Annotated in this window: 16 protein-coding genes; 5 read left to right on the top strand and 11 right to left on the bottom strand. The window is 43.8% G+C overall.

Annotation, left to right across the window (positions count from 1 at the left end):
* Positions 1 to 3 precede the first annotated feature (3 nt).
* From MKX35_RS17930 to MKX35_RS17905, 6 genes are all read right to left on the bottom strand, one after another.
* A complete protein-coding gene (locus tag MKX35_RS17930) occupies positions 4 to 1,671 on the bottom strand; it encodes a spore germination protein (RefSeq protein WP_076298697.1) in 1,668 nt (555 codons plus the stop codon).
* A 178-nt stretch (positions 1,672 to 1,849) separates the two neighbouring features.
* Complete coding sequence (locus MKX35_RS17925) at positions 1,850 to 4,048, bottom strand: DEAD/DEAH box helicase (protein WP_076298698.1); 2,199 nt, start codon at positions 4,046 to 4,048, stop codon at positions 1,850 to 1,852.
* Positions 4,045 to 5,364, bottom strand: coding sequence for an ATP-binding protein (locus MKX35_RS17920; protein ID WP_076298699.1), 1,320 nt, complete (start codon positions 5,362 to 5,364; stop codon positions 4,045 to 4,047). Before MKX35_RS17920 ends, MKX35_RS17925 begins: the two co-directional genes overlap by 4 nt.
* Positions 5,365 to 5,379: 15 nt before the next feature.
* Entirely contained in the window at positions 5,380 to 6,984 is a 1,605-nt protein-coding gene (locus tag MKX35_RS17915; RefSeq protein ID WP_076298700.1) for a TerB N-terminal domain-containing protein, read from the bottom strand.
* 195 nt (positions 6,985 to 7,179) lie between these two features.
* Positions 7,180 to 8,382, bottom strand: a complete 1,203-nt coding sequence (locus MKX35_RS17910; RefSeq protein ID WP_042193977.1) for an MFS transporter — start codon at positions 8,380 to 8,382, stop codon at positions 7,180 to 7,182.
* Positions 8,383 to 8,473: 91 nt separating this feature from the next.
* Entirely contained in the window at positions 8,474 to 9,241 is a 768-nt protein-coding gene (locus tag MKX35_RS17905) for a DUF1836 domain-containing protein (RefSeq protein WP_076283623.1), read from the bottom strand.
* A 113-nt stretch (positions 9,242 to 9,354) separates the two neighbouring features.
* On the opposite strand from MKX35_RS17905, the gene MKX35_RS17900 reads away from it, so the two are divergent.
* A complete protein-coding gene (locus MKX35_RS17900; protein ID WP_042188579.1) occupies positions 9,355 to 10,680 on the top strand; it encodes a hemolysin family protein in 1,326 nt (441 codons plus the stop codon).
* 36 nt (positions 10,681 to 10,716) lie between these two features.
* On the opposite strand, the gene MKX35_RS17895 is transcribed toward MKX35_RS17900, so the two are convergent.
* The 3 genes from MKX35_RS17895 to MKX35_RS17885 are packed head-to-tail and all read right to left on the bottom strand — an operon-like array spanning position 10,717 to position 11,902.
* Positions 10,717 to 11,088, bottom strand: a complete 372-nt coding sequence (locus tag MKX35_RS17895; RefSeq protein WP_179086658.1) for a hypothetical protein — start codon at positions 11,086 to 11,088, stop codon at positions 10,717 to 10,719.
* A gap of 6 nt (positions 11,089 to 11,094) precedes the next feature.
* Complete coding sequence (locus tag MKX35_RS17890) at positions 11,095 to 11,523, bottom strand: GNAT family N-acetyltransferase (RefSeq protein WP_076298702.1); 429 nt, start codon at positions 11,521 to 11,523, stop codon at positions 11,095 to 11,097.
* Between the two features lie 25 nt (positions 11,524 to 11,548).
* Positions 11,549 to 11,902 carry a VOC family protein gene (locus tag MKX35_RS17885; RefSeq protein ID WP_042193979.1) on the bottom strand — a complete coding sequence of 118 codons (354 nt, stop codon included), beginning with the start codon at positions 11,900 to 11,902 and terminating at the stop codon, positions 11,549 to 11,551.
* 161 nt (positions 11,903 to 12,063) lie between these two features.
* Here MKX35_RS17885 and MKX35_RS17880 point away from each other — a divergent pair, with 161 nt between their 5' ends.
* Positions 12,064 to 13,410, top strand: a complete 1,347-nt coding sequence (locus tag MKX35_RS17880; RefSeq protein WP_081382769.1) for a TrkH family potassium uptake protein — start codon at positions 12,064 to 12,066, stop codon at positions 13,408 to 13,410.
* A 61-nt stretch (positions 13,411 to 13,471) separates the two neighbouring features.
* Here the strand turns inward: MKX35_RS17880 and MKX35_RS17875 are convergent, their stop codons facing one another.
* The gene (locus MKX35_RS17875; protein ID WP_042188584.1) at positions 13,472 to 13,747 is read right to left on the bottom strand and encodes a hypothetical protein; all 276 of its coding nucleotides are present in this window, start codon (positions 13,745 to 13,747) and stop codon (positions 13,472 to 13,474) included.
* A 177-nt stretch (positions 13,748 to 13,924) separates the two neighbouring features.
* Between MKX35_RS17875 and MKX35_RS17870 the strand changes: the two genes are divergently transcribed.
* The 3 genes from MKX35_RS17870 (at position 13,925) to MKX35_RS17860 (ending at position 16,841) form a co-directional block, all read left to right on the top strand.
* Positions 13,925 to 15,157 (top strand): aminopeptidase, encoded by a 1,233-nt coding sequence (locus MKX35_RS17870; protein WP_076298703.1) that lies wholly within the window; start codon positions 13,925 to 13,927, stop codon positions 15,155 to 15,157.
* A gap of 50 nt (positions 15,158 to 15,207) precedes the next feature.
* Complete coding sequence (locus tag MKX35_RS17865) at positions 15,208 to 16,437, top strand: aminopeptidase (protein WP_076298704.1); 1,230 nt, start codon at positions 15,208 to 15,210, stop codon at positions 16,435 to 16,437.
* A 221-nt stretch (positions 16,438 to 16,658) separates the two neighbouring features.
* A complete protein-coding gene (locus MKX35_RS17860) occupies positions 16,659 to 16,841 on the top strand; it encodes a hypothetical protein (protein ID WP_042128123.1) in 183 nt (60 codons plus the stop codon).
* 71 nt (positions 16,842 to 16,912) lie between these two features.
* Here MKX35_RS17860 and MKX35_RS17855 read toward each other — a convergent pair whose 3' ends face one another.
* Complete coding sequence (locus tag MKX35_RS17855) at positions 16,913 to 17,605, bottom strand: AlkZ-related protein (RefSeq protein ID WP_076298705.1); 693 nt, start codon at positions 17,603 to 17,605, stop codon at positions 16,913 to 16,915.
* Positions 17,606 to 17,619: the final 14 nt, after the last annotated feature.

Below are 17,619 nucleotides of genomic sequence, written 5' to 3'. Positions count from 1 at the left end.
TCTCTAGGATTTGCGATTTTTCTTCTGGGTCTTCAGCATCTCCGGTCTTCGCTTCATAATGGATAAGGGTGCACGGATAAATAAATCCTTCCAGTCACTTACCCGAAAGGGCGAGATAGGTGTGATGTAAGGCACCCCGAAGCTTGAAAGGCGAGTCAGATGACTGCAAATCAGCAGGAAGAACAGGATGGTTCCGTACATGCCCAGGACCGCTGCAAATAACATGCCTGCGAATCGTAAGATCCGGAGGGTAATGCCGGCACTGTACATCGGTATGGAAAACGAAGAGATCGCTGTCACTGCAACGACAATTACTAGAAATGGACTTACAATACCGGCCTGTACCGCGGCATCTCCAATGATCAGACCTCCGACAATTCCCATTGCCGGACCTATGGGCTTCGGCAGACGAATTCCAGCTTCACGTAAGATTTCAATGGAAATCTCCAGAATCAGTACTTCAATTAAAGCAGGAAAGGGTACACCTTGGCGTGCTTCAATTATGGAAATGGCCAGCTGAGTAGGAATTAGTCCCGGATGAAAGGAGATAAAGGAAATATAAAGCGCAGGGGCTAACAGAGCCAGAAATGATGCGCAAAACCGTAACACCCTTAAAAGGGTACCTGGAAACCAGCGCTCATAGTAATCCTCGGGAGACTGTAAAAGCATACTGAACGTCACTGGAACAATGAGTGCAAACGGTGTGCCGTCCAGCAAAATTGCAATTCTCCCCTCTAATAAAGAGGCAATCACTCGATCGGGTCTTTCCGTATTCTGTGTTTGCTGAAACGGACTTAAATAATCATCCTCGATTAACTGCTCCACATAGCCAGATTCCAGAATGAAATCCATATCAATTTTGGAGATCCGTTCATTCACTTCCTGTAGCAGATCAGGATTTACAATGTTTTTCATATAAGCGATAACTAGACTCTTCTTGATTTCGCTACCCACTTCAACCCTTTTCATTTCCAGATTCATATTAAGACCTTGGCGCCGTAGCATAGAGGTATTCTCACTGAGCACTTCGGTAAAGCCAATCCGGGGTCCCCGCAGTAAAGCTTCCGAGGTTGGCTCAGTTATTGCGCGCACTGCTCCATGTGGAAAGCCCACCAGAAGCATCTCACGCATGCCTTCGACAATCAGTGCAGTGTATCCAAACAGGACAGACTCCTGCAGATGATCCAAATCTCTAGCATCACTAAGCTGAGCCAGCGGGAGCATAGTCTGTTTCATATAGGTGTATATTCCTTCCGAAGCTTGCATTTCACCGGCAAACATCAGATTTTGCAACACCTGTTGATTGATTAGCTCTTCATCCTGCATGCCCTCCACATAGACCAATGCGGCACGTGCCTGAATACCTTTGACTGAAAATTCACGAAAATGCACATCACTATTCCCCCCCAAGGCCGTTCTTATCGCCGCTAGGTCGGCATCATAATCTTGCGTAAACACTGTAGACGCACCCTGCTGCTGTTTTACTCCCTCATTGTCTGCCTTCTTATGTTCCTCCTGAGAGTCAGCTCCTGACTCCTTGGAACGTCCGCTTCCAACATAAAAATACAAATGCTTGTAAAGGTAATATAACCCTATGGGAAAGAGCAGCGTGATGGCTGCCTGCATAAAAACTGTCCAATCTGGAATATAAGAGACTATTTTAGACCACATCGTTATCATCCTTTAATAGGAATCTTCTAGATACTATTCTCTGCCTGCCCTGTTTTTATACAACTTATGGAATAGGAGGAAAGTCTATATCGGCGCAAGGAGATACACGTTGCTGTGCGTCCGAACATAAAGAGACGCCCGCATAAGCGGGCGTCTCGATTAAAAATATTTAAAATAGTTACTGTGGTTGCCGCCATTGTTTTAGCACTTCAAGCAACCCCGGAACATCTAATCCATCTAAAGAAAAAGCTTTGCGCAACAGCTCATGCGGGATGAACTCGTCATACTTTCCGAGGTAGGGTGCTTCATCTGGAGATAACAATGTTAAAGGATCAGCGGCAGCCATACTCTCAGCGATAATCTCCGCTTCCAGCGTTTCTGCTTCTGTTTTGCCTGCAACCACCATATAATAAGGTTCCATCGGCACGATAGATCGAAGTCCCTGTGAGCTCTTCAAATTGTTCTTAAGAAGGCGCTCTAGTGTGCGGAATTGCCGACTACCCGCCCACGGTAAGATAAACATCGAATCTCCACCTGCCGGCATAACGGAACGTTCAAGCATTCCACTTTCCTTCGCTAAACGACGAGCTCGTTCAAGCCGCGCAGCCGCACTCGGTGCAAGATACGGATACAAGGATGTTGCGCCTAACACTTCACGTATTTTGGTCATAATTCGTGTATGCACATCCCCGCCCGCTCCAAGCCACAACGTATCCACTTTACCGCGTGAGGTTTTTACATAAACAGCTTTATGGCGATTATCGACCTCTTCTACCTTCCAGAGCTTCCCTGCCAGAGTAAAACAGTAACCTGGTGGTGGTACTGTTGTGATCGAACCGATCTCTTCAGTCCCGTTATAGACAACATGCTCTTCATCGTCTTTGAAGACTGCGTAGAAGCGGAAGTTATTCACGATCTTCTCCCCCGCCATCCCAATAATCAAGCTGCCTTCATCCATCTTCTCGATTTGTCCCATACCCAGCATATAAATCATGAAGGTATCGTAGTCGGCAGGATCAATGCTATTGAAGGAAGGTAAGCTTAGTACAGCCTCCTTTAAATCCTCCGGCTCCGCCTCCCCCATACTCTTCAATATGCTCATCGTCTGATGGTATAACAGCCCGACTGGCAGCTGGCGCACCACCAGTGGTTCAACCCACTTCTCGCGCACATATAGCTCAATAACCGCTATCGCTCGAAGCAGCGTCCAAGGCATCCGTGCCGGAAGCTGTGCTTCCTCATCCTCTTCCTCGGGCGTGACAAAGATCATCTCGGATGCGGCGTCACCACGCCTGCCCGAGCGGCCGAGTCGCTGCACAAAGCTTGCGCAGCTATAAGGAGCGCCGACCTGGAGCACCCGCTCCAGCTCTCCTAGATCAATGCCCAGCTCCAGCGTCAATGTCGCTGCCGCAACTGCAGGACCGGAGCCTTGCCGCAGCGCGGCTTCCGTCTCTTCGCGGAGCATCGCGGAGATGCTGCCATGGTGAACGTGAAAAACATCCCGTTCCCCACGCTTCGCGGCCGTTCTCCGCAGCTCAAGGGTTGCCGTCTCCGCATCCGAGCGGCTATTCGTGAAGATCAACGCTTTCTTAAGATGCGTATGATCATAAATGAAATCGTAGTAAGACTGCTTCGCGCGTTCTAAATGCTCCGCCTGCACTTCATCCCGTGCATCCGGGAAAGAGAAATGCTCCACACTTAAACGGAGCTTACGCCCGCCCTGTGGAGCGGACACCTCTACGCTCTCCCGCGTCCCTGCCGCCAGCCACTCCGTCACCGAAGCATAGTCACTAAGCGTAGCCGATAGACCGATTCTACGCGGATGACATCCCGCCATTCGTGAGATTCTTGCCAGCTGACTCAGGACCTGAATTCCCCGATCAGCTCCCATGAAGGCATGGACCTCATCAATGACAATATAACGGAGATCATGGAACAGCGCCGGAATAGCATTCGGGCGGTTCATCAGTAATCCCTCAAGGGATTCAGGGGTGATCTGCAGTACGCCTGAAGGATTCTGCACAAGTTTGGTTTTATCAGCTTGCGGTACATCTCCATGCCAGTGCCACACTGGAATATTGCCCTCACGGAGCAAATCGTTCAGCCGTGTAAATTGATCGTTAATCAATGCTTTCAGCGGAGCGATATACAGAATGCCAACCGAACCGGAAGGACGTTCATACAGCTCAGTAAGCGCTGGAAAAAAAGCCGCCTCTGTCTTACCTGAAGCTGTACCCGAAGCAATCAGTAAGTGATGCGGCGTATCAAACAGCACACGACAGGCATCCACCTGCGCCTCACGCAAAGTCTCCCAACGGTTCTTATAGATAAACTCTTTAATAAAGGGAGCCAGCCTATAAAACGGATTATCACTCATAATTCAAACTCCGCGAGGAATCCATCTAACTCATTTTGTTCAGTATCAGCAGGTTTAGAGGTTCGTTCGCCCACTAACTTCTCGAAAGAGATCTCCGGATGCTGGTGTAAGGTGTGAAGTAGATCCATGAAATCACGCACCACTTCACGCGGAGTCAGGAGCTCGTCTGCCCCTAATCTGCCCACAGTTTCTTCCATAAAATGAACCAATTGTTCCTGTGTTAACTGTGCTTCGTAACCATAATGAAGGGCATGAATATCTCTAAGCTTTTGCAAAAGGATCAAAATTTCTTCATGTGAGAGCATGTCCAGTGCAATAATAGGCCCAGTATAATTGTTCAGACCTGCTGCGCCGTATCTTCCTGCAACTAATCTTGAACGCAGCGCTTCATAACTAAATAATCCACGCCGTCCATCCTCCACAAATTGCGGAGTCCCCCCTATAAAAATCCCTAGGCTTTCTGCCTTGCCCTGCATCGTATCGTTGAACATCGTAAGCAGCTTTTCATAGTTACTCTGACGTGAGATGCTGTTCGTGATTTTGTAGAGGTTGACGCCTTCGTCTATGAACAGCAGCAGTCCCTTATAACCGATAGCAGAAGTGAATTCCGCCCACAGCTTCATATAATCATACCAATTATCATCATCAATAATCACGCCAACACCAAGTGCTTTTCGTGCTTCCGTTCGAGTAGCGAATTCACCTCTTAGCCAGCGAAGGGAATCCTGCTTCAATTCATCGTCAGCGAGCTTATGGGCATTCCAATAAGAAGCCAGCACTTTGGCAAAATCAAATCCATGGACCAAACCGCGCATTTCGGAGGCTACAGCATAGATTCGTTTCTCTACCTCGTCTCCAAGCTGGGGGTGATCAGGGCCATATTCATTCTCTTGCATCACAGACTGCTGAAGCGTAATGATCCATTTTTGCAAAATAATCTCCAGAGCGCCTCCATCTGGACGCGTCCGGGTAGACAAATGACTCATCAGCTCTCGATATGTAGCAAGACCTTGTCCTTTCGTTCCCACTAATCTTCGTTCAGGGGATAGATCCGCATCGGCTACTACAAAATCCCGATCCATCGCATAATTACGGATCATCTGCAAAAGAAAGCTTTTGCCGCTACCGAATTTGCCGGTAATCAGCTTAAAAGCAGCTCCACCCTCCGCAATATTATCCATATCTCTCAATATCGCTTCAATCTCTGGCCTGCGGCCAACGGCTATATGCTCTAGTCCGATACGCGGAACCACACCGGCTGTCAGTGAATTGACTAGCGCTGTCGTCATGCGTTTGGGTATTTTTAAACCATTCATCCAAAGTTCACCCCATTAAATATTAAGCAGATGAATTTTATATTCTTCTGCAATTTCTTCACCATCTATGATTAAATCACCTAGAATGTCCATTGCGATATCATTTATCTCATCAATCAAGAGTTCTGACATCGTGCCATTTGCAGCCGCTAGCTTCTGTATGGTTTGTGTTCCATCCTCGTTCATAAACGCAATCAGAGCTTCGTGTTGGAGTGGACTTAAAGCATTAGAGAACTGCTCCCACTCCGTATCTACGTTAGCAGATTGAATTTCTTCTATAGTTAATTCAGGCTCAAGAGACTGAAGCGGTACAATGATTTCATCTTCAATATCTTCAAATTCTTCTTTTTCTACTACTTCTTCAAGCTCGGATTCCTCATTAGTAATCTCAAAACCGCTATCCTCAAGTTCTTCCAGCTCATTCATTTCCTCAACCGTAAGCATGGTTCGTACAATCTCGGAATCACTCTGCAGCCTTTCAAGCTTCTCACGATCAATAACTACTGCCGGCCCCTTATCTTCCTGTTTCTCTTTCTCAAATTCCCGCTTCAGAAAACGAGTGATAAGGTCATCCATATCCGCATCCACATTAACCCCTTTGAGCCGTCCTCGATACCCTAGCAGTTCCCGTAATTTATTCTCAGTCAAACGGAATAGCCTTGTAATCAAACTGCGAAGCGGTGGAGATTTACTGATACGCACAACCGGTATAAGCACTGAATAACCATATAGCGAAATATCATATACGGCGCTACGAAATAAATAACGCTCCCGCATTACTGAGGGGCCTGGTGGGAACATTTCAACCAAATTCGAGCCATGTTTCCTACTGACATAAGCGTTGATTAATGCCACTACCTGTGGAATATATCGTTCGAGGGCTTCTTTACCTTCCCCCATATAAAACTTCGATTTACTAATATCGTAGTCCGACATTGCTGTTAATACTGTAAAGGTTAACTGCTCAGGAGCTACAGTAAGACATCTCTCTAACTCTAGCTCTGCCAAATCTCCGGCAAGACCGCGTGAACGAGCAACGATTAAAGATAGAGGCACATCCAAATGATGAACAAACGAGAAGTCTGCGATCCAACCACCCAAATATTGATCCAGACGTTTATAATTTTCACGATAAGCTTCCCAGATTTGACTGAGCTGCTTATAGCCATCATAAGGACCTTGCCAACCTACACCATTAATAAGCTCATACACGTGCAGAAAAATATATGAAAGATCCGTTTTCGGATATCTACCCTGTCTAACTTCATTGCGCCAATAAAAATACCATCTACTTTGCGTGCCTGTCATATGACCATACGTTGGCCAGTAACTCTTAAAAGGAATAAATAGCGCCGAATCCTCGGTTCTATGTTCCAACTCCTTCGCTCTAGCTACAAACTGACCTTCGGTGGTTGTCACAGGCTCCGGCGTGTCGGTCTCCAGATCCCAAAGCTGAAGCTGTAAAGAAGGTTCAGACGACGCTTTAGGCTTCCCTACATTTGCAGTAGATAACTTTGGCAGCGCTGGTTCTGATGAATTTCGCGGGGGAATAGGAACATTTTGTTCCGTACTTTCCCAGACTAATTCCGTGAAATGAGGCTGATTCCTATCCTTACTCATGTTCGATCGCTCCGTTCTTATAAAAGAAGGACTAATGCAAGCATAACGCCTTCTTTGCGGGGGCCCTAAATGTATAGTAGTTTCTAATGTTAAAAAAAACGGCCCTGTTCACAACTGTGAAGGAACCGTTTTGTTCTTATTAAATTTTAGCATTGTTGGTAGATTAACATCAAGTATGTAATGAAGAATTATCCTCTACAGGAGCTCCGTTCCCTTTGTCTCTTTTCCTAGGAAGAGCACCGCTAACGCACCGATAATAATCGTTACAAAAAATAACATGAAGATCGAGCCAATCGCTATAGATTTACCTACCAGCACCCCTACTAACAAAGGAGCGATGATGCCACCAATCCGTCCAAAGGAAGTCGCTAAACCAGCGCCTGTTGAACGAATAGTTGTTGGGTACAACTCTGGTGTATAAGCGTACATGCCACCCCATGCTCCGAGATTAAAGAATGATAAGCAGATTCCAGCAGCCATCAGCATTCCTTCTGTAGTTGCATTTCCGAACCATGCCGCACTAACGGCAGTGAACAGCATATAGATGACCAGGACAAACTTACGTCCGAACTTCTCGATGAAGTAAGCGGCAGTAAAGTAACCCGGCAGCTGAGCTAGCGTCATGATAAGCACGTATTCGAAGCTTTTAACCAAGCTGAAGCCTTTAAGTACCATAACTGTAGGCAGCCATAGAAACATCCCATAATACGAAAACACTACAGTAAACCATAAAATCCACAGCATAATCGTAGAACGACGATACTCTGGTGACCATACTGTTGTGATACGTTTTTTCAAGGACACAGGCGCCTTCTTGATCTCAGCAAACTTCGGTGAATCGTCTATAGCACGTCTTAAGTATAGAGCGTATAGAGCGGGAACAGCACCAATACCGAATGCTACACGCCAGCCATAATCAGGAATAACAAAGAATGCAATTAAAGCAGAAGCGATCCATCCAACCGCCCAAAAGCTCTCTAGTAGCACAACCGCACGGCCTCTCTCACGGGCAGGCATACTTTCAGACACTAATGTTGAGGCGACGGGCAGCTCCCCACCTAGTCCAAATCCAGCGATAAATCTAAGTACACAGAGTATTCCGAAGCCTGTTGCAAAAGCCGATAACCCACTCGCAGCCGAGAAAATTAAGAGTGTCCATAGAAGTATTGGTTTACGTCCAAAACGATCGGCTAATATCCCTGCTGCCGCAGCACCCACAGCCATGCCCACGGAGTTAATACTTGTCAATATACCTATCTGCTCCGGTCCCAGATTCCAATCCTTGGCTAAAGCCGCTACAACAAAAGAAATCATCCCGACGTCCATCGCGTCGAACATCCAGCTTAAGCCTGCACTGAAGAGTAATTTCCTTTGCTTCGGATTCCGCAGCAGTGTCATTTGATTCACTTCTAAGCCCCCTTATATCCAACATATATCTTATGAAACTTACTTTTGATTGTTTCACTTATACATATTAAAATTGAAGCGTTCAAAAATCAAGAAATAAAGCTGCATTAAAGTATTGTCTGGCAAGCGATTGAAAATAACAGGTCTGAACAGCTATCGTGGCTATCAGAAGTATGTTGCGGACAGACTCTCTCTGAGATCTCGTAAGATGCGTCAGCCGATTGATCACACGATCTGTGGAACTTCTAAGCAGGGAATCTTCTTTCCAGGAGAACTCCTTGTGTATAAGTTGATCTACTTTACATTGGGTTTGTATTGTTGGATTGCTCTTGATCTCTTCAAACAGCCCAGCATATGCGTAATACAGCTTTGTCGGTTCTATAAGATCATCATCGTCTCGATCTGGCTTTAAGAACATTAATCGGAATAGCTGACGAATACTTTCGAAATTTAGGGCCGATTTGAGATCATCGATCATAAACAGAAGTGCTGCCTGATTAACTGAATACTTCTTTCCTTCTCTTGGAGAACCGAGATACTCCTTAAAATCACGCTTCACCCAATTTTGCATAGTAGTCACAGTCAAGGTGGAATACTCTATTAGATGGCCTAATGAAGCAATTTCACCGAGTGAAAAGCCTTTTACATCATGGCCCTTAATGATCTTTTGAAAAATGGGTGGAACATCTGTAGATAAAAAAGCGGGTAACGAAGTCCCCTTTTGTACTTCATCAAGATGAAATTTAGTCCATGCCTCTTGGAGGATATTCAGCGGTTTCCGGTCTGATAATCCGGTCAATGAGAGCAGAAGACTGGACATCTCCACACGAGTCAATGCAAATGATTCCATATCTGTTTCCCTCCACCATTTGATATTTCTCTGAAAAGTTCGTAGAATAGTTCATAAGAACTCATAATATGAGTATAACCTATTTTAGGAACGAAAGGGATGGTAAAGATTATATGGGTATAGGACTTAGTTTGACGTTGGTGGCTATTTTGATTATTTTAACCGCTTTTTTTGTAGCAACGGAATTTGCATTGGTGAGACTTAGAGGTAGTCAGATCAGTCAAATGGTGATCGAGGGAAAGAAGAACGCGCTTGCTGTACAACGAGTGTCTGCTAATCTTGACGGGTACTTATCTGCTTGTCAGCTCGGGATTACAATCACTGCACTGGGTATTGGTGCACTGGCAGAGCCAGCGTTTGAGCAGTTGCTCCTTCCGGTATTCGACTGGGCTAATATTAGTCCAAGTGTGAGTCACCCTCTTGCGTTCTTATTCGCATTCGTCATTGCAACATTCCTACACGTCGTTGTCGGGGAACTTGCTCCGAAGACAGTAGCTATAAACATTCCGGAAAAAATCGGTCAAATTACATCACCGCTGATTATTTGGTTCTACAGAATTTTGTACCCACTCATTTGGTTTATGAATGGTTCCGCAAATCTGCTTGTTCGCCTTTTCGGGATGAAGCCTGCCAGTGAGCATGGAGACGCTCATAGTGAAGATGAGATTCGTTTGATCTTATCCGAAAGCTATGAAAGTGGAAAAATCAATAAAGCTGAATATGGCTATGTCAACCGTATCTTTACTTTTGACGAGATGTTGGCCAAAGAAATCATGGTTCCACGAACGGATATGGTATGTCTTTTCACCAATCATTCATTGAAAGAAAATTTCGAGATTATTCGTAAGGAACAATATACTCGCTTCCCGGTTGCAGAAGGTAGCAAGGATAATATCATCGGAATGATTAATACGAAACAGCTTTATTTGCAATATGACAATAACCCTGATTTTGATTTCAAAGGCTTGATTCAGCCAGTCCTAACCGTATCTGAGGTAACACCTGTTAAGAACCTTTTAACACGTATGCAGTTGGAGCGGGTGCATATCGCCCTGCTGCTTGATGAATATGGTGGAACGTCTGGACTCATCACAATTGAAGATATTTTGGAAGAAATCGTTGGTGAAATTCGAGATGAATTTGACGGTGATGAGCGCAGAGAAATTGAGAAACTAAGCGATACAAATTATCTGTTCGATGGTAAGGTATCTTTAATTGAGGTCAAGGAGCTTACCGGTCTTGATTTCGAACATGAGGAAGTGACAACGATTGGAGGCTGGTTATACAGTCATATCCCAGATCCGGCCGTTGGCAAAAGCATTGTACATGACAACGTAACCTTAATCATTCGTGAAATGAACAGATACCGTGTACGCAAGGTTGAGGTCATCATTGAGACCACTGGTGACACTGAATCGTCAGAGCTTGAGAATTCATAAGCTTTTAATCATAAAAAAAAGGATAGAGTTATCAGATTAAATCTGATCCTCTATCCTTTTTTCTTTTATCAAAATCTTACTCATGTAATATTCATCTATCCATTGGCCATCGATTACAAGTGATTTTCTTTTCGTCCCTTCGATCTCAAACCCATTTTTGATATATAGCGACATAGCTAGCTCATTATGGGTCATATCAACCTCTGTCCCAATAAGGATTGAAGTATTTGCTAAAGCGAAGCTTTCGATCATCTCTTTGACCTGATTTAGACTGGATTGTCGTTCATCCGGCTCTAATAACATAAATTTGGATTCCTGATCCAACTGATGCTGTAATCGAAGTAATTCTTCTGCATCCTCTGGTATAAGCACTTTAAGTGTAACCATCATATCATCACTTCCAATCATAAATAGCTATAAGTACTTTTTGAACAGCTTACTGGAGCTGCTATTGTATCCAAGATGCTCGTAAAATTGATGTGCATCCTCTCTTGTGACCGCACTCGATAGCATGATCTTAAGGGCGCCCCTAGAAGTGGCTACGTGCTCAGCGTATCTCATTAGTTTCGCACCGTATCCTTTCCCTCTCACCTCTTGTGATATGATGACTCTTTCAATGACAGCAAAGGGTCGATCGTCACATAAAGCATCCATACATAAATGAAGATGAAGCGTCCCAACAATAGTCCCTTCTTCTTCGTACACATAAAGAAAACTATCCGTATTGTCAGCTATCCGCTTCAGTCGGTCCGGTGACACTTGTATAGCTGTCTGCTCAGGCAACAACATTCGATATAAGTTTTCAATATACAATGCGTCTTCAGGAACAGCCTCTCTTATCATTTGTTTATTCCTTTCTTAATCGTTCTTAACAACGGCAGACCATGATAACATTGCCATTCGGATCTTTAAAATTAAACCAATGGTCATGCTCGATATCCGTAAGAATCTCCCCGCCATTTGCTTTCACATAGTCATAAGCAGCATCAATATCCTCGGTATTTAGATGAAAAGAGGGGATATTAAGAACGGACTCAGAAGTGTAAATTTTGCTGTCTAATACGATTTCTGGTCCTTGCATGGGGATCACGTATAGATGCCCGAATAATACTTCACCATCCAAAGGCAAACCAAGCAATTGGCAATACCATTCTTTGGATTTCTCAATATCCTTTACCGGAATAAAAACTGCACCAATCTGATTCAGAATCGGACTTACCACCATTAAGAAAGCCTCCTCTTTAAAGTTGCAGAATAGGGTGTTATTCTAGAATAATTCGATAAAATATGTCAATTCCCTCCCTCCACTTAGGGAAGGTCTGGCAAGTTATGTTATAATTTTGTGTGCACTACTCTAATTTCACGTATGACAGGAGAATTGAATTGGCTAATCTGAACTTCGGTGGATTGAAATTAACTCCACCAAAAGTCTTATCACTAGGATTTGTAATACTTATCACTGCCGGAACTTTTTTACTTAGTTTGCCGGTCTCCTCCGTAGAAGGGCACATTTCTTTTATTGATGCATTATTCATGGCTACATCGGCAACCTGTGTTACAGGTTTGGCAGTCATTGATACGGGCACACAGCTGACTACTTTTGGACAAGTTGTTCTACTCGTATTATTTCAATTTGGGGGATTGGGTTTTATTACGATGGCCACCTTGATTACTTTGGTCCTTAATAAACGAATATCCTTTAAAGAGCGAATTCTTATGCAAGAATCTATGAACCAGAATTCCATGCAAGGTATTGTCCAGTTGATCCGCAGAGTCCTGATCTATTCCCTTGTTATTCAGCTCACAGGTGCCATCGTGTTTGCCGGTAGGTTTATGATGGATATGCCTTTCGGGAAAGCTGTATATTATGGAATTTTTCACAGCATATCTATTTTTAATAATGCAGGCTTTGATTTATTCGGTGACATTCATGGGCCCTTTAGTGGACTTACTCGTTTTGTAAATGATCCTATAGTGAATTTCACCTCAATGATTCTCATCTTTCTTGGAGGGGTCGGTTTTATCGTCCTATCTGATGTTTTTGACTTTCCAAAACGCAAAAAGCTTACTCTACATTCTAAGGTTGTTCTTTCGACCTCTATGATATTGATTGTCATTGGGGCTGCTCTATTTTTCTTACTAGAATTTAATTCTACACTGAAGCCCTTGAGTGCAGGTGGAAAGATGATGGCTACATTTTTACAAGCGATAACACCACGTTCAGGTGGCGTCACTACAATTGAAATTCCACTGATGCGGGAATCAACGCAATTTCTAATGATTCTGCTAATGTTCATAGGGGCTGCGCCTGGATCTACTGGTGGGGGAATTAAGATTACTACGTTCGCTGTTCTAGTGGCTGCGGTTTCTGCAAGACTAAGGGGTAAAGAGGATATTGTAATGTTTCGTCATCGGATCGCCAAAGAAAATGTCTATAGAGCCGTGACGATGACACTGATGTCTCTAATGTTAGTGGTCATTGCTACGATGTTGTTATCCGTGACAGAAAAGGCTGACTTTCTTGCTGTACTCTTTGAATCCGTATCTGCATTCGGGACTTCTGGTCTCTCCATGGGACTTACTCCAGAATTGACTACGGCGGGTAAAGTGCTCATTATTTTTCTAATGTTTCTGGGTCGGACAGGTCCGCTTACTCTAGCTTATGCACTCAAACCTAAGGGTAGTAAGGAACTTTACAGATATCCTGAAGGTAAGATTACAATCGGATAAGGCGAGATGTAACCAGCGGCAATGAATATTGCCGCTGGTAATCAATCAACACTTGTATGTTTTACTCTTCAACGATCTCTTGTTTATCTAGTGCGGCATCAAGCAATTGATTGTATACATCGTCATCATTTTCAAGTAGCGCGTCAGTTTCTAAGAACTGCTCTTCACTTCCAGGCTCACCAGCAAAGCTTAGGCTGTAATCCCATTCCGTTCCTCTTGTACTGAAAAAAGTAATCTCATATGGAGCCTTATGGTTTTCGAGAGTAAATATCGTCCTCCCTACATAGCTTTTATCCTCTTTACGGCTCATTTCAGCACTTACGATCTCTAAATTCATCCGCTAATCTTCCTTCCATTCATCAAATCATTTCCCCTCTCAGTATAGCATTGAAATGAATGTAATTCCTCAATTTACACTGTAAATTCCATGTAATTGACTTTTTTCATCCGGCGGTTAATAATTTAGTACAATACTTGTAAAGTACCAAACTATTAGTAATTGGAGGAAATATCGATGACTGATTTCGAGGCAAAGCTTAGTAAATATGCAGATTTAGCTGTGCAAATTGGGGTTAACGTTCAACCAGGGCAAATTCTGGTGGTGAATGCACCGATTCTTGCAGCTGATTTCGTTCGTATGATTACCGCCAAGGCATATGCGATTGGAGCAAGCTTGGTGAAGGTGAACTGGAGTGATGCAAGCATTACACGCCAGCAGTTTGAACATGCTGCACCAGAAGTGTTCACTGAGCCTCCTACTTGGTACGCAGGTGAAATGACCGAACTCGCCGAGAAGGGTGCGGCTATTCTTAACGTGATCGCGGAAGATCCTGATGCACTTAAAGGTATTGATCCTGTACGCATTTCAAATTATCAAAAAGTACGGGGAGCCGCACTCACCAAATATCGTGAAATGCAAATGTCCGACAAAGTTAGCTGGAGTATTGTTGCCGTACCTTGTCAGGCTTGGGCGGATAAAGTATTCCCGAATGTTCCAGCTGAAGAACGTGTAAGTAAGCTATGGGAAGCTATTTTCCACACCGTACGTCTTGATCGTGAAGATCCAGTAGCTGCATGGCAAGAACATCTCGACACCTTAGATCAAAAAGCAAATGTACTCAACGCAAAAAAATATAAGAAACTGCATTACATAGCACCTGGTACGGACCTAAGCATCGAGCTTCCAGAAGGTCATATTTGGGCACAAGGTGACAGCATTAATGCGAAAGGTCATTCTTTTGTAGCCAATATGCCTACCGAGGAAGTATTTACCGCTCCTCTAAAGACTGGTGTAAATGGCACCGTACGAAGCACCAAACCTCTTAGCCATGGCGGCAACATTATCGATGGATTCTCTATTACTTTTGAGAACGGACAAATTGTTAGTGTTAGTGCAGAGCAAGGACAAGAAGCACTAGAGCACCTCATTAGTATGGATGAAGGAGCAAAATACCTAGGTGAAGTTGCATTAGTTCCACATAAGTCCCCAATCTCAGAGTCCAATATTCTTTATTACAATACCTTGTTTGATGAGAATGCATCCAATCACCTAGCTATAGGTATGGCTTATGCTTTCTGTTTAGAAGGCGGTAAAGATATGACTCCGGATGAACTGATTGCACATGGATTGAATAATAGCGTTACCCATGTGGATTTCATGATCGGTTCTGCCGAGATGAATATTTACGGAATTACTGCTGATGGAACAGAAGAACCTGTATTCCTTAATGGAAACTGGGCGTTCTAATAACTGTAAATATGAAATAAAGACTAGAGATATTGAAAGGAGTAGAAACTATGTTGGATTTCAAGCAAAAACTGGAGAATTATGCATTGCTGGCAGTGAAGATTGGGGTTAATATCCAACCTGGACAGACCCTTGTTGTAAATTCCGACATCGTTTCCGCAGAACTAGTGCGACTTGTAGTACGTAAAGCTTATGAAGCGGGTGCGAAGCTCGTCAAGGTTAATTATAGTGATGAGGTTGTTACACGTACTCGTTATGACCTCGCTCCATCCGATTCCTTTTTGGAACCGCCACAATGGCAAGCAGATGAATTGGAAGATCTAGCTAAAAAAGGTGCAGCATTTCTATCGATAACTTCAACGAATCCAGATCTATTGAGCGGTGTTGAGTCAGGAAGAATTGCGGATAATCAGCGGATCTCTGGACAGACATTAGCTCCATATCGTGAGTTGTTAATGGGGAATCACGTAAGCTGGAGTATTGTAGCATTCCCATCAGCATCGTGGGCGGCAAAGGTATTCCCTGAAGCATCACCTGATCAGCAGATTGATTTTCTATGGGATGCTATCTTTAAAGCTACACGTGCGGATCAAGCTGACCCTATTCAAGCATGGAGTCAACATTTAGATGGCCTGAAAGCACGTTGTACTGCTTTGAATGATAATAAGTTCCGCAAGCTGCACTATACAGGACATGGAACCGATTTGACGATTGAGCTACCAGAAGGGCATATTTGGTGTCAGGCAGGAGCTGTCAATGGCAAAGGAGTTCCCTTCCTAGCCAATATCCCTACAGAAGAAGTATTTACTGCCCCACTGAAGTCTGGTGTGAATGGTAAGGTAAGCAGCACTAAGCCGCTTAGCTATGGGGGTAATCTTATTGACAATTTCACCCTCACCTTTGAGAACGGCAAAGTAACGGATTTCACCGCTGAAAAAGGTTCAGAAACGCTAGCTTCCCTTATCGCGTTAGATGAAGGCTCTGCTTATCTTGGAGAAGTCGCTTTGGTGCCTTTCCACTCCCCGATCTCCGAGAGCGGAATTCTATATTACACCACATTATATGATGAGAATGCCTCCTGCCATTTGGCGTTAGGTGCAGCATATGCCTTTACCCTTCAAGAGGGTACAACAATGACCAAAGAACAATTGCAGGAAAAAGGAATGAACCAAAGCCATACACATGTTGATTTTATGATGGGTTCACCTGAAATGAGCATTGATGGTATTAAGGATGATGGAACCACTGTACCGATCTTCCGTGATGGAGATTGGGCTTAAATTGTTCGCTTAAATTATTGAATAAATGAAATGCCAAACAACCTGCTTGGTTCCTCTTCCGAGGACAAAAGCAGGTTGTTTTTTATTGCATGCTAGATATCCAGAAAATAAATAGTCCAAATTTGAATAAAAGTTCAATATTTGTTCACACTATTGTTGATTTCCGTTCACAAATATGTCACAATACAGTTAAGGATCTAATTTCCAAGGAGGGGATTATCATGTTGAGAGACCCAATATCCAATGAAATTGACAGCGTTGAAGAAGAACAGCTCGAAATTCAAGCACCGGTGGATTCAAGAATTGTTGCATCTAATGCAATCAAATATACCGCCTATGTTATGCTGTTTTTCGGATTCTTGTATTTCCTGATTGCTTACTTGGCACCTATGTTGGAACAATAATGTGATGGATATGATTTTATTAGAAAACGCTTACGGTTAATCACTCTCATGGGAGTAGTGATTAACCGTTTTTATTTCCATGAGAATGCTTTGTTCGTCCAGGCTATTGCTGTAGGCGACCATATGCCATTCATTTTGGAATGTAGCCAAGCTATTGCCTCTTCTCTATCGCCTTCAAATGAGGAAAGACCGTTAGCTTCCATCCAGTGGCGTACAGTCTCAAACGAGGTACTGCTCCAGCCATTTTCCTCACCTTCTGCATTTTGTCGTTCTTTTACACCTGAAATAACGATGTCCAGCGTTGCCTGAAGCTCCGTAACCGCATTATCAAAAGCCGTCTTCTTTTCTTTAGCCTTCATATCAGCTTCAATACGAAGTATACGCGTATCAATCCCTTGATGTTCACGGATAATTTGCAGTAAAGTCACTGCTTCTCTGCTGGCCAATCCGTCATTATAACGTTCTTCTATAGATTTAGTACTACCTACAGCTGCCACAAATGCTGGAAACCACTCCCTAGAGACCAAGATAGCTTTCTTCTTAACAAATTTACCGTATCCAGCCAGGCCTTCACCAGGAAACCTTACACGCCATGACCATGGATCTAGCTCTGAACCCGTATGCCAATTCTCCGCTTTCGTTAATCCATTTAAAGATGGGTGCTCAGGAATCAGAGTGGCAAGCGGCAAAATCCCAATCTTGGTAACGATTTCTGCAGTTTCCTCAAAGGTGATAACACTTTCCTCTTCATATTCCTTATACATCACAACATCATCTC

This window comes from Paenibacillus sp. FSL R5-0923 (assembly GCF_038009145.1).
Classification (GTDB): domain Bacteria; phylum Bacillota; class Bacilli; order Paenibacillales; family Paenibacillaceae; genus Paenibacillus_AQ.
Note: the sequence above shows the minus strand (reverse complement) of the source record. Positions and strands in the feature narration are given on the sequence as shown.

What these genes read in the sequence shown, in the direction of transcription:
- MKX35_RS17900 (WP_042188579.1), top strand. Translation starts at nt 9,355, where the DNA reads ATGGGTATAGGACTTAGTTTGACGTTGGTGGCTATTTTGATTATTTTA.
- MKX35_RS17920 (WP_076298699.1), bottom strand. Translation starts at nt 5,364, where the DNA reads ATGAATGGTTTAAAAATACCCAAACGCATGACGACAGCGCTAGTCAAT.
- MKX35_RS17865 (WP_076298704.1), top strand. Translation starts at nt 15,208, where the DNA reads ATGTTGGATTTCAAGCAAAAACTGGAGAATTATGCATTGCTGGCAGTG.
- MKX35_RS17915 (WP_076298700.1), bottom strand. Translation starts at nt 6,984, where the DNA reads ATGAGTAAGGATAGGAATCAGCCTCATTTCACGGAATTAGTCTGGGAA.
- MKX35_RS17860 (WP_042128123.1), top strand. Translation starts at nt 16,659, where the DNA reads ATGTTGAGAGACCCAATATCCAATGAAATTGACAGCGTTGAAGAAGAA.
- MKX35_RS17925 (WP_076298698.1), bottom strand. Translation starts at nt 4,048, where the DNA reads ATGAGTGATAATCCGTTTTATAGGCTGGCTCCCTTTATTAAAGAGTTT.
- MKX35_RS17890 (WP_076298702.1), bottom strand. Translation starts at nt 11,523, where the DNA reads ATGATAAGAGAGGCTGTTCCTGAAGACGCATTGTATATTGAAAACTTA.
- MKX35_RS17875 (WP_042188584.1), bottom strand. Translation starts at nt 13,747, where the DNA reads ATGAATTTAGAGATCGTAAGTGCTGAAATGAGCCGTAAAGAGGATAAA.
- MKX35_RS17910 (WP_042193977.1), bottom strand. Translation starts at nt 8,382, where the DNA reads ATGACACTGCTGCGGAATCCGAAGCAAAGGAAATTACTCTTCAGTGCA.
- MKX35_RS17855 (WP_076298705.1), bottom strand. Translation starts at nt 17,605, where the DNA reads ATGTATAAGGAATATGAAGAGGAAAGTGTTATCACCTTTGAGGAAACT.
- MKX35_RS17870 (WP_076298703.1), top strand. Translation starts at nt 13,925, where the DNA reads ATGACTGATTTCGAGGCAAAGCTTAGTAAATATGCAGATTTAGCTGTG.
- MKX35_RS17930 (WP_076298697.1), bottom strand. Translation starts at nt 1,671, where the DNA reads ATGTGGTCTAAAATAGTCTCTTATATTCCAGATTGGACAGTTTTTATG.
- MKX35_RS17895 (WP_179086658.1), bottom strand. Translation starts at nt 11,088, where the DNA reads ATGATTGGAAGTGATGATATGATGGTTACACTTAAAGTGCTTATACCA.
- MKX35_RS17905 (WP_076283623.1), bottom strand. Translation starts at nt 9,241, where the DNA reads ATGGAATCATTTGCATTGACTCGTGTGGAGATGTCCAGTCTTCTGCTC.